Source organism: Pseudoalteromonas sp. G5_S1_14_S5 (genome assembly GCF_054968605.1).
Window position 1 is genome coordinate 23,893 of the sequence record NZ_JBQKUM010000010.1, and the last position, 12,494, is coordinate 36,386.

The 12,494-nt window shown below is 47.4% G+C and carries 10 protein-coding genes; 6 read left to right on the forward strand and 4 right to left on the reverse strand.

Translation table 11 applies throughout. The features are described from left to right. The first annotated feature begins 312 nt into the window (after positions 1-312). Genes ilvG through ilvA form a run of 5 tightly spaced genes read left to right on the forward strand, consistent with a single transcriptional unit; the run spans position 313 to position 6,634 of the window. Entirely contained in the window at positions 313-1,959 is a 1,647-nt protein-coding gene (gene ilvG, locus ACTRWI_RS04880; protein WP_128162535.1) for an acetolactate synthase 2 catalytic subunit, read from the forward strand. Position 1,960: 1 nt separating this feature from the next. Continuing rightward, a complete protein-coding gene (gene ilvM / locus ACTRWI_RS04885; protein WP_004739310.1) occupies positions 1,961-2,245 on the forward strand; it encodes an acetolactate synthase 2 small subunit in 285 nt (94 codons plus the stop codon). Between the two features lie 12 nt (positions 2,246-2,257). Then, a complete protein-coding gene (locus ACTRWI_RS04890; RefSeq protein WP_499129709.1) occupies positions 2,258-3,211 on the forward strand; it encodes a branched-chain amino acid transaminase in 954 nt (317 codons plus the stop codon). A gap of 33 nt (positions 3,212-3,244) precedes the next feature. Beyond that, complete coding sequence (gene ilvD, locus ACTRWI_RS04895; RefSeq protein WP_105025643.1) at positions 3,245-5,086, forward strand: dihydroxy-acid dehydratase; 1,842 nt, start codon at positions 3,245-3,247, stop codon at positions 5,084-5,086. A gap of 3 nt (positions 5,087-5,089) precedes the next feature. Beyond that, positions 5,090-6,634, forward strand: a complete 1,545-nt coding sequence (ilvA, locus tag ACTRWI_RS04900) for a threonine ammonia-lyase, biosynthetic (protein WP_499129710.1) — start codon at positions 5,090-5,092, stop codon at positions 6,632-6,634. Between the two features lie 71 nt (positions 6,635-6,705). Here the strand turns inward: ilvA and punR are convergent, their stop codons facing one another. After that, positions 6,706-7,620, reverse strand: coding sequence for a DNA-binding transcriptional activator PunR (gene punR, locus ACTRWI_RS04905; protein ID WP_499129711.1), 915 nt, complete (start codon positions 7,618-7,620; stop codon positions 6,706-6,708). 163 nt (positions 7,621-7,783) lie between these two features. Between punR and punC the strand changes: the two genes are divergently transcribed. Continuing rightward, positions 7,784-8,995 (forward strand): purine nucleoside transporter PunC, encoded by a 1,212-nt coding sequence (gene punC / locus ACTRWI_RS04910; protein ID WP_499129712.1) that lies wholly within the window; start codon positions 7,784-7,786, stop codon positions 8,993-8,995. A gap of 75 nt (positions 8,996-9,070) precedes the next feature. Here punC and glmU read toward each other — a convergent pair whose 3' ends face one another. The 3 genes from glmU to atpD form a co-directional block, all read right to left on the reverse strand. Continuing rightward, the gene (gene glmU / locus ACTRWI_RS04915; protein ID WP_499129713.1) at positions 9,071-10,429 is read right to left on the reverse strand and encodes a bifunctional UDP-N-acetylglucosamine diphosphorylase/glucosamine-1-phosphate N-acetyltransferase GlmU; all 1,359 of its coding nucleotides are present in this window, start codon (positions 10,427-10,429) and stop codon (positions 9,071-9,073) included. A gap of 182 nt (positions 10,430-10,611) precedes the next feature. Beyond that, positions 10,612-11,034 (reverse strand): F0F1 ATP synthase subunit epsilon, encoded by a 423-nt coding sequence (locus tag ACTRWI_RS04920; protein ID WP_017107532.1) that lies wholly within the window; start codon positions 11,032-11,034, stop codon positions 10,612-10,614. Positions 11,035-11,052: 18 nt separating this feature from the next. Continuing rightward, complete coding sequence (atpD, locus tag ACTRWI_RS04925) at positions 11,053-12,456, reverse strand: F0F1 ATP synthase subunit beta (RefSeq protein WP_171368720.1); 1,404 nt, start codon at positions 12,454-12,456, stop codon at positions 11,053-11,055. Between the last annotated feature and the right edge of the window lie 38 nt (positions 12,457-12,494).

Sequence of the window (12,494 nt, forward strand, 5' to 3'; positions counted from 1 at the left end):
GTAGTCATTTACTGAACAGAATAAACAAGAAAACTCGAATTATATGAACTTCAACGCTCGCATTTACGCACTGATTAACCTGATTATCGTAGTCATTATTGAGACTGCGCGGGGGCGAGTGGGAAAAAAGTAACCACGAATTAGAAAAAACCCCCGCACTGACAAGTCCGGGGGTTTTTTCTAATTTATAGATTCGAATTTTATATTTTTGAACATTTTCGGCTTTGCCGATTTACAGGAAGAATGGGAGCATAAGATGTGCAGAGACAAAGGAAAAAGTTACCAAAATAAAGGTAATACGGGAGAATTCCGATGAAAGGCGCAGAATTAGTCGTATCCGCACTAAAGCAGCAAGGAATAGAAACCGTATTCGGCTATCCAGGTGGTGCCATCATGCCAATCTACGATGCACTTTATGACGGTGGAGTTGAACATATCTTATGTCGCCATGAGCAAGGCGCAGCAATGGCAGCGATCGGTATGGCTCGTGCAACACAAGATGTGGCAGTGTGTATGGCAACCTCAGGCCCAGGTGCTACTAACCTAGTCACAGGCCTAGCCGATGCCTTTATGGACTCTATCCCACTGGTTGCAATCACAGGTCAAGTTGCAAGCTCCCACATTGGTACCGATGCATTCCAAGAGATGGATGTGATTGGTATGTCTCTATCATGTACTAAACACAGCTACCTAGTCACCGACATCGAAGAGCTAGCTCCAACACTAGCCGAAGCGTTTGTGGTAGCAAAATCTGGCCGACCTGGCCCCGTTATCGTTGATATCGCCAAGGATGTTCAACTGGCTGAAGCTCCTGTTAACTCCCTTCCGGAATTTACTCCTCCTGCAATTCCGGTTGCGACAACCGATGCGATTGAACAGGCACAATACTTCTTATCTCAAGCAACCCGCCCTGTTTTATACGTAGGTGGTGGTGTACAACTGGCAAAAGCTACCGGCGCAGTTCGTGAGTTTTTACGTCTAAACCCAATGCCAGCAGTAAGCACATTGAAAGGTTTAGGTACCATTGAGCGTGACGACCCACACTACTTAGGCATGTTAGGTATGCACGGCACCAAAGCCGCTAACCTAGTGGTTCAAGAGAGTGATTTATTAATTGTTGTTGGGGCTCGTTTTGATGACCGAGTAACTGGCAAGCTCGATACCTTTGCACCTCACGCTAAGGTTATCCATATCGATATCGATGCAGCTGAATTCAGCAAACTACGTCTGGCTAATGCGCCAATTCGTGGTGACATCAACAAGATCATGCCTCAACTAGAGCTTACTCAGGATATCTCTTCTTGGGTTCACCACTCAGAAGGCCTACGTAGCTCATTCAAGTGGCGCTATGACCACCCTGGCGATCTGATCTTTGCTCCACTGCTGTTGAAACAGCTGTCAGACATGATGCCAGCAAGCTCTATCGTTTCAACGGACGTGGGCCAACACCAAATGTGGGCTGCACAGCATATTCAGCCTCGCGATCCACAGAACTTCATCACCTCTGCCGGTTTAGGCACCATGGGCTTTGGTTTACCAGCCGCGATGGGTGCTTCGGTTGGCCGTCCTGACGACCAATCTATCCTTATCTCTGGTGATGGCTCGTTCATGATGAACGTGCAAGAGCTTGGTACGCTAAAACGCCGCCAAATCCCAGTGAAGATGGTTCTGCTAAACAACTCTCGCTTAGGTATGGTTCGCCAATGGCAATCGCTGTTCTTTGATGGTCGCCACAGTGAAACCATCTTAGATGACAATCCTGACTTCGTGATGTTAGCGAAAGCCTTCGATATCCCAGGTAAGACCATCACTCGCAAAGAAGAAGTAGAACCCGCTCTAAAAGAGATGCTTGAGAGCAAGACGGCTTACCTACTTCATGTTCTTATCGATGAAGAAGAGAACGTATGGCCACTAGTACCGCCAGGTGCTTCAAACAGTGATATGTTGGAGAACACATAACATGAAAAGATACCTATTAGACATCAAAGCCGATGATAAGCCAGTACTACTAGAGCGTGTTCTTCGTGTTATTCGTCACCGTGGTTTCATCGTCAAGCAAGTAGCCGGCACTCAGAACCATGAAAGCAAAATCGCCAGCGTTGAAATCATTGTCGACAGTGAGCGTCCGATTTCCTTCTTGGTCAATCAAATCGAAAAACTGTGGGATGTACGTACCGTTGACGTTATCTCTATCAGTCGTAATGAATTGCCAAACAACAACTTACAACAAAAGATAAGTGCATAAGGAACCGCAAACATGACAGCAAAAACGGCAGACTATATTTGGTTTAACGGTGAAATGGTTCCTTGGGCAGAAGCGAACGTTCACGTCTTAACCCACGCAATGCACTACGGTACTTCAGTGTTTGAAGGTGTACGTTGCTACGACACGCCAAAAGGTCCGGTGATCTTCCGTCACCCAGAGCACGCAAAGCGCCTGAAAGACTCAGCTAAAATATACCGCTTCCCGATTCCTTATACAGAGGAAGAAATTATGGAAGCGACTCGTGAAACACTACGTCAAAACAAGCTAGAGTCTGCGTACATCCGCCCTTTAGGCTTTGTTGGTAACGTTGGTTTGGGTGTATGCCCTCCAGAAAACACGGAGATGGACCTAATCATCGCCGCTTTCCCTTGGGGCTCTTACCTAGGTGAAGAAGCGCTAGAAAATGGCGTAGATGCGATGATCTCAAGCTGGAACCGTGCAGCTCCAAACACCATCCCAACGGCTGCGAAAGCGGGTGGTAACTACCTCTCGTCACTACTGGTTGGTGGTGAAGCACGTCGTCATGGTTACGATGAAGGTATCGCTCTCAGTGTCGATGGTTATCTTTCTGAAGGTGCAGGTGAAAACATCTTTGTAGTACGTAATGGCGTGCTATCCACACCACCAGCGACCAGTGCAATTCTGCCGGGTATCACGCGTGATTCAATCATGACGCTAGCAAAAGACATGGGTTATGAGATCCGTGAAGAGAACATTGCTCGCGAAGCGCTATACCTTGCCGACGAAGTCTTCATGACAGGCACAGCAGCGGAAATCGTTCCAGTTCGCAGTGTAGACAAAATTACAGTAGGTGAAGGCAAACGCGGTCCTATCACTGAAAAAGTTCAAGCGGCTTACTTTGGTCTTTTCAATGGTACCACTGAAGATAAGTGGGGCTGGCTAGACTATGTTTACCCAGAAAACAAAACTTCAGACAATCAGTAAGCAACAGCCAAATATTTTATAAGGATTTAAGCAATGCCAATCTATCGTTCAGCAACGACTACCCACGGACGCAACATGGCTGGTGCGCGCGCTTTATGGCGTGCAACTGGCGTTAAAGATGATGACTTCGGTAAGCCAATCATCGCAGTTGTAAACTCTTTCACTCAATTCGTACCAGGCCACGTTCACCTTAAAGATATGGGCCAATTAGTTGCAGGTGAAATCGAGAAAGCGGGCGGTATCGCTAAAGAATTCAACACCATCGCAGTTGATGATGGTATCGCAATGGGCCACGGCGGCATGCTGTACTCACTGCCATCACGTGAACTTATCGCAGACTCAGTAGAGTACATGGTTAACGCTCACTGTGCGGATGCGATGGTATGTATCTCTAACTGTGACAAAATCACTCCGGGAATGATGATGGCAGCTATGCGCCTAAACATCCCAGTGATCTTTGTATCAGGCGGCCCAATGGAAGCAGGTAAAACCAAGCTTTCCGATCAAATCATCAAGCTAGACCTTGTTGATGCGATGATCCAAGGTGCCGATCCAACAATTTCAGATGAGCAAAGTGAGCAAGTAGAACGCTCTGCATGTCCAACATGTGGTTCATGTTCAGGTATGTTCACGGCTAACTCAATGAACTGTCTAACCGAAGCGCTTGGCCTGTCTCAGCCAGGTAACGGTTCTATGCTAGCAACTCACGCAGACCGTGAAGAGCTATTCATCAATGCCGGTAAACGTATCGTTGACCTGACTAAGCGTTACTACGAGCAAGATGACGCATCAGCACTGCCTCGTAATATCGCGAACCGCGCAGCCTTTGAAAATGCGATGGCTCTAGATATCGCGATGGGTGGTTCGAGTAACACTGTTCTTCACCTATTGGCAGCGGCTCAAGAGGGTGAAGTCGACTTTGATATGGGTGATATCGACGAGATGTCTCGCCGTGTTCCACACCTATGTAAAGTGGCTCCTTCAACACCGAAATACCACATGGAAGATGTTCACCGCGCTGGTGGTGTAATGGCTATCCTAGGTGAACTAGACCGTGCAGGCCTATTGAATAACCAAACTCGCACCGTGCTTGGCCTGAGTATGCAAGAGCAGCTTGCTCAATACGACATCATGCAGACAGAAGACGAAGCGGTACTTAAGTTCTTCCGCGCGGGCCCAGCAGGTATTCGTACAACTAAAGCCTTCTCGCAAGATTGTCGTTGGGATCGCCTTGATGACGACCGCAAAGAAGGTTGTATCCGTACTAAAGAGAATGCATTCAGCCAAGAAGGTGGCCTAGCGGTACTTTCAGGTAACATCGCCGTTGACGGTTGTATCGTTAAGACAGCAGGCGTTGATGAAGAGAACCTGAAATTCCAAGGTCCAGCTATCGTATTTGAAAGCCAAGACACAGCCGTAGAAGGCATCTTAGGCGGTAAAGTAAAAGCGGGGGAAGTCGTTGTTATCCGTTACGAAGGTCCTAAAGGTGGTCCGGGCATGCAAGAGATGCTTTACCCAACGACTTACCTAAAATCGATGGGCTTAGGTAAGTCTTGTGCACTACTAACGGATGGCCGTTTCTCTGGTGGTACATCGGGCCTATCTATCGGTCACGCTTCTCCAGAGGCAGCAAGTGGCGGTACTATCGGCCTGGTTCAAGATGGCGACATCATCACTATAGACATCCCTAGCCGTTCGATCACACTTGATGTGCCTGAAGCAGAACTAGAAGCACGTCGCGTTAAGCAGGATGCACTGGGCTGGAAACCAGCGGATCGTCAGCGTGAAGTCTCATTCGCGCTAAAAGCTTACGCAAGCATGGCAACCAGTGCTGATAAAGGCGCGGTGCGTGATAAGTCGAAGCTTGAGGGCTAACCTATGAATGATGACACGGTCAGTTCCCAAAAACAAACTGGTGCAGATTACCTGCGTCAGATCCTGAGAGCACCAGTTTACGAAGCTGCAATCGTGACACCTCTGCAAGAGATGCCTCGCTTAAGTGCTCGTATTGGTAATCAGGTTCAGCTAAAGCGTGAGGACCGTCAGCCGGTCCACTCGTTCAAGCTACGTGGTGCCTACAACATGGTATCAAGCCTTTCAGAGCAGCAGAAGGCCGCAGGTGTGATTGCAGCATCGGCGGGTAACCATGCTCAAGGTATGGCGCTGTCCGGTTCTAAGCTTGGTATTCAAACCACGATTGTGATGCCAAAAACTACACCAGACATCAAGGTTGATGCTGTACGTGGCTTTGGCGGTAACGTAGTTCTACACGGCAGTAATTTTGATGAAGCGAAGGCTGAAGCAGAACGCCTTTCCGCTGAACATGGCTACACCTTTGTACCTCCTTTCGATCACCCATTAGTGATCGCGGGGCAAGGCACCATGGGTATGGAGATGCTTCAACAAAATGGTCACATGGATTACATCTTTGTGCCAGTCGGTGGTGGTGGTTTAGCTGCTGGTGTTGCTGTGTTGGTTAAGCAGTTGATGCCAGAAATAAAAGTCATCGCGGTTGAACCCGAAGACTCATCTTGCTTGAAAGCAGCACTAGATGCAGGTGAACCAGTAGTATTGGATCAAGTCAGCATGTTTGCCGATGGCGTTGCAGTTAAGCGCATTGGTGAAGAGACCTTCCGTCTGTGTCAGCATTACATCGATGGTCACATTGCTGTGTCTAGCGATGAGATCTGCTCTGCGGTGAAAGACATCTTTGAAGACACTCGTGCGATTGCTGAACCTTCAGGAGCGCTTGCTCTGGCAGGTTTGAAGAAGTTTGCTGAGCAGAACCAATTGCAAGGCAAACAACTAGCAACGGTATTATCTGGTGCTAACACCAACTTCCATGGTCTGCGCTATGTGTCTGAACGTTGTGAATTGGGTGAAAAGCGCGAAGGTCTACTTGCGGTTACGATTCCTGAGCGACAAGGTGCCTTCCTCGAGTTCTGTAATATCATTGGCGGCCGTGCTGTGACTGAGTTTAACTACCGTCATAACGATGACAGCCTTGCGAACATCTTCGTTGGTGTGCGTCTCAATGGTGGACAGGAAGAACTTGATCATATCATCGACGACCTGCGTGAAGGTGGCTATCCGGTTGTCGATCTGTCTGATGATGAGATGGCAAAACTGCACATTCGCTACATGATTGGTGGCAAGCCATCAAGACCATTGAAGGAGCGCCTGTACAGCTTTGAGTTTCCAGAATACCCAGGTGCATTGATTAAGTTCCTTGATACCTTAGGTACTCACTGGAATATCAGCTTGTTCAACTACCGTAACCACGGCGCTGATTACGGCCGTGTATTATGTGGCTTCGAACTGGATGATGATGATTTAGCTCAGTTCTCGACTCACCTCAGAGAGCTTGGTTACCAGTGTAAAGATGAAACCGATAACCCCTCTTACAAGTTCTTCTTGTCATAAGCGCGAGTTACCAAAACAAAAGAGCGAGTTTTCACTCGCTCTTTTTGATCTTACCGACAATGATCCTTCAACTAGATCGCTTTACGATGATCCAACCAATCTCGATGAAGTTGTTCACTGGATCCTAAATAGTTGACCATCCACTCGATCAACTTGTGGTTATCGTCTTTTCGCCACACCAAGCAGCACTGGCTCAACGGGCTCGGCTCTGGCAGGACTTTCTCCACCAGCAAACCTTGTTCGATAATCGGCATGGCAATGTGCCTTGGCATGTACCCTACTCCAACACCGTTCTTCAAGCATTCAATAGCGCTATACCAATTAGGTAACAGCAAACGCCTTTGATTGGCGTAGTGGCCAGTGTGACGCTTAGGCAGCACGCTTGAGGTGTCATCCAAGCAGATGGCTGGATATTGGCTCACGAACTCTTCATTGAGATTCTGTTCGCGCACACACGGGTGACTTGGCGACGTTACAAACGCCCAATCTAATTGCCCCATGTCTTTGACCTCAAAATCGCCGCCCACAGGTACCGCAGAGGTAGCGCCAATCACGATATCGGCTCGACCTTGTGCTATTGCTTCCCAAGAGCCGTTAAACACTTCCATGTTGATCTGTAGCTCGGCAAACTCAAAGGTTTGATAAAACTCTTCAATCATCGGCTTCATCTTATCGAGCTTCACCACATTATCGAGCGTCAGACGCAAGGTCTTCTTCCAACCACGAGCTGCTCGACGAGTCTGGGCACTGACTTCTTCCATTTGCCTCAGTAGTGCACGCGCCTCTTCAATGAAGAGTTCACCTGCCGGAGTGAGCTCGACTTTTCTCGGTAAACGCCTGAAAAGTAAAACATCCAATTCTTGCTCGACCTGCCTAACACCGTAACTGATCGCCGAGGGCACTTTGTGCAACTGCTCAGCCGCCGCCGTAAAGCTACCCAAGCGCGCCACAGTATCGAGCATTTCTAGAGAGGATTTAGAGAACATAAGCCTTCAAATTTTTTGATTGATAACCACATATTTTAGCGTTTTATTTTATCAGATCCGAAAAATAGAATGTCAACAATAATAAACAGGGACTTTAAGCTCTGTATATCAAACAATTTTTTTGATGTTAAAAACATCACTACTATTAGCGTAATGGCATCTTATGAATATTTCTAAATTTCAATTGGTCTACCTTGCAGTACTTTCAATGCTAGGTTTTATCGCGACCGATATGTACCTTCCTGCATTTAAGGCGATGGAGATTGATTTCGCAACCGGCCCTGAGCAGATCGCACTATCTCTTACTGTTTTCCTTGGCGGTATGGCAATGGGTCAACTGCTTTGGGGATTAGCGAGTGATAAATATGGTCACCGCAATACGCTGGCGGTTGGTCTTTTTATTTTCACTGCCGCTTCGTTCGGTTTGGCATTCTGTACTGAGGTATGGCATCTACTGACGCTGCGCTTCATTCAAGCCATTGGCGTATGTGCACCAGCGGTAATCTGGCAAGCTATGGTTATCAAGCGCTACTCTGAGAGCAGCAGCCAACAAATTTTTGCAACCATCATGCCTTTAGTGGCGTTGTCCCCAGCTCTGGCACCTCAACTTGGTGTACTACTGGCAGATAACTTTGGCTGGCACAGTATCTTCGTGACGTTAACACTGATGGGTGCGCTGCTAGTGGCAACCACTATGGCTCAACCAAAAGAAGCGCCAGAAGTAAAACAAACATCAGTTAAGACTGATATCAAGATGCTGCTTAAATCGAAGCCTTACGTGGGCAACGTATTGATGTTTGCATCGGCTTCTGCAGCGTTCTTCGCTTACTTAACGGGTATGCCTGAGATCATGGCTCAGTTAGGCTACGAAGCAAAAGACATCGGTCTGAGTTTCATCCCACAGACGATCGCATTCATGGCGGGTGGTTACTTCGGTAAGCAAGCAGTGAAGAAATATGGCGATGGCGTGGTACTAAGAAACCTGATTGGTTTATTCAGCGTTGCTGCAATGCTTATCTTTATCGCATCACAGTGGGAACTGACATCAATCTGGCCTCTACTTGCACCCTTCTGTCTGATTGCAGTAGCAAATGGCGCACTTTACCCAATCGTGGTAAACCGTGCTCTATCAAGTGCGAAACAAAGCCCAGCAACAGCAGCTGGTCTACAGAATAGCTTGCAAATCAGCATCAGCGGCCTATCAAGCGCATTGGTAGCAGCAATGGCAAGCCAAGCACTAAGTGCAACAGGTATTGCAGTTGTAATTTGTTTAGGCGCCCTGTGGATTGGCTACATTGTGTCGAACAAAGAGCTTTCAGAACACTTTGCAGCACCAGATAACTCTCGTGTTGTAGCAGAAGAGAAGCAAGACTAGCTTCTAGCTTTATAGAAAAGCCAGTAGCGTTGACCGCTACTGGCTTTGATAAGAGTCTCAGATAGGAGTTGAAGCTTATTTCTTCATTGGGCGCTGCCAATCCGCAATCTTGCGCTCTTTAGCACGACTGATTACCAATTCATTTTCAGAAACATCACGTGTTACCGTTGAACCCGCTCCTACTGTCGCGCCATTGCCGATAGTAACAGGGGCGATTAATTGGCTATCAGAACCAACGAATACGTCATCGCCGATGACGGTCTTAAACTTGTTCGCACCATCGTAGTTACAAGTAATAGCACCAGCACCAACGTTAACACGCTGACCAATCTCAGCATCGCCTAAATATGTTAGGTGGTTCGCTTTAGAACCCTCACCAAGACGAGTGTTCTTCACTTCCACAAAGTTACCAACGTGCGAATCATTACGCATGTCAGCACCAGGACGTAGGCGAGTAAATGGACCAACGGTACAGTCTTCACCAACAGTTGCACCTTCAATGACGCTGTATGGACGAATAACCGTGTTGTCATCAATTTCACAGTCCTTTAAAACACAGCCGGTGCCGATAATCACGTTATCACCAATACTTACGCTGCCTTCAATAATAACGTTAGTGTCGATTTCAACATCCATACCACACTGCAGTTCGCCACGAAGATCAAAGCGGCTAGGGTCGCGTAACATAACACCCTGCTTCAACAGTTTGTCTGCTTGTTCAGCTTGGTAAGCACGCTCTAGACGAGCCAGTTGAGAGCGATCGTTCACACCTTCAACTTCAATTGGGCTAACTGGATGTACCGCTTCTACCGCACGACCTTCATCATGAGCTGCAGCAATAACGTCAGTCAGGTAGTATTCACCTTGCGCGTTGTCATTGCTTAGGCCTGACAACCAACGCTTAAGATCACCACCTGTCGCAACCATAACGCCGGTGTTGATCTCTTTGATAAGCTTCTGCTCATCCGTTGCATCTTTTTGTTCAACAATCGCCACAACTGGACCATTGCGACGAATAATACGGCCGTAACCCATTGGGTTATCCAGTACAACGGTAAGTAGTGCGATACCACCGTTTGGTTGAGCGTCTAATAGGTTTTCAATAGTTTCAGGCGAGATGAGGGGAACGTCACCATACAGTACCAGTACTTTCTCATCGTCAGCAAAGTGCGCTGATGCCTGATCAACCGCGTGGCCTGTACCTAACTGTTCTGCTTGCAGTGCCCAATTTACCGATTCCTCAGCCAAAGTAGCCTTCATCTGGTCACCACCATGGCCGTAAACCAAGTGGATATTTTGAGCGCCTAGACCATTACAGGTATCAATCACATGCTTCACCATTGGTTTGCCCGCAAGAGTATGCAGAACCTTTGGTGTGTTTGAGTACATGCGAGTACCTTTGCCCGCTGCAAGAATTACCGCGCTAAACTTCATTGTAAACCTATCCGACGTAATTTTTATTAAGCTGATATTGTAACCGTTTTGAGGCAAAAACTTAAATCGGAATAACCATTTAATCGGTTGCAATACGTAAACAAGCAATTATGAGAATGCAAAAAAACAAAAAGGCGACCCTTAGGTCGCCTTTAGCTCAGAACCAATAATCTTATAAAAGATTAGCGGCGCTGTTTTGTCAGTTCGATAACTCGTAACTGAGCAATGGCTTTAGCCAGTTCACCGGCCGCTTGTGCGAAGTCTATGTCGCCATGCTGATTTTGGATATTCTCCACAGCCTTGCGTTTAGCTTCTTCCGCCTTTGCTGCGTCTAGCTCTTCACCACGGATAGCTGTATCAGCCAGTACAGTCGCTGTACCAGGCTGAACTTCTACCATACCACCAGAAACATAAATGATTTCTTCGTGACCGTGCTGCTTAACAATACGCACCATACCAGGCTTGATAGCGGTCAGCAGTGGAGTATGACCATGGAAAATACCAAGCTCACCCTCACTACCGGTCACCTGAAACGTCTCAACAAGACCAGAGAAAAGCTGTTTCTCTGCACTTACTACGTCTAGGTGAAAGGTTATTGCTGCCATATCGCCTCCTAGTTAGCCTTATAGCTTCTTAGCATTCTCAATAGCTTCGTCGATAGTACCGCAGTACATGAACGCTTGCTCTGGAATGTCATCGTATTCACCAGATAGTAGACCTTGGAAGCCACGTAGAGTCTCTTTTAGAGGTACGTAAACACCAGGGTCACCAGTAAATACTTCCGCTACGTGGTAAGGTTGAGTAAGGAACTTCTCAATCTTACGAGCACGAGATACTACTTGCTTATCTTCTTCAGATAGCTCGTCCATACCTAGGATAGCAATGATATCTTTCAGCTCTTTATAGCGCTGAAGTGTAGACTGAACGCCACGAGCGATGTCGTAGTGCTCTTGTCCAACTACCAATGGATCCAGTTGGCGAGATGTAGAATCTAGCGGGTCGATCGCTGGGTATAGACCCATAGCTGCGATGTTACGGTTAAGTACAACCGTTGCATCCAAGTGCGCGAACGTTGTTGCTGGAGACGGGTCAGTCAAGTCATCCGCAGGTACGTATACCGCCTGTACAGACGTGATAGAACCTTGCTTAGTTGACGTGATACGCTCTTGTAGAACACCCATTTCTTCCGCAAGAGTAGGTTGGTAACCTACCGCAGAAGGCATACGGCCTAGAAGTGCTGATACCTCAGTACCTGCAAGCGTGTAACGGTAGATGTTATCTACGAATAGTAGAACGTCACGACCTTCGTCACGGAAACGCTCAGCCATTGTTAGACCAGTCAGTGCAACACGTAGACGGTTACCTGGTGGCTCGTTCATCTGACCATAAACCATCGCTACTTTTGATTCTTCAGGTTTTTCAACGTTTACAACGCCTGCTTCCTGCATCTCAAAGTAGAAATCGTTACCTTCACGAGTACGCTCACCTACACCTGCAAATACAGATAGGCCAGAGTGTTGAAGTGCGATGTTGTTGATAAGTTCCATCATGTTAACGGTCTTACCTACACCTGCACCACCGAATAGACCGATTTTACCACCCTTAGCGAATGGACAAACCAAGTCGATTACCTTAACACCCGTCTCTAGAAGAGCTGTCTCGTTAGACTGTTCTTCGTAGCTTGGAGCTGCACGGTGAATTGCGTAGTGCTCTTCTGCACCGATTTCACCACACTCATCAATCGCGTCACCTAGAACGTTCATGATACGACCTAAGGTCTTAGTACCTACTGGTACTGAGATTGGAGCGCCAGTATTTTCTACTGTCAAACCACGACGTAAACCATCAGAGCTACCCATTACGATTGCGCGAACTACGCCACCGCCAAGTTGTTGCTGAACCTCAAGAACTAGACGCTCTTTCACTTCATTAACATTCAGAGCATCGTATACACGAGGTACTTCGCCCTGTGGGAACTCTACGTCGACTACCGCACCGATGATCTGTACGATCTTACCTGTAGCCATCGTTAATCCTCTAACTATTTAGTTTTACCTAAGCTTAA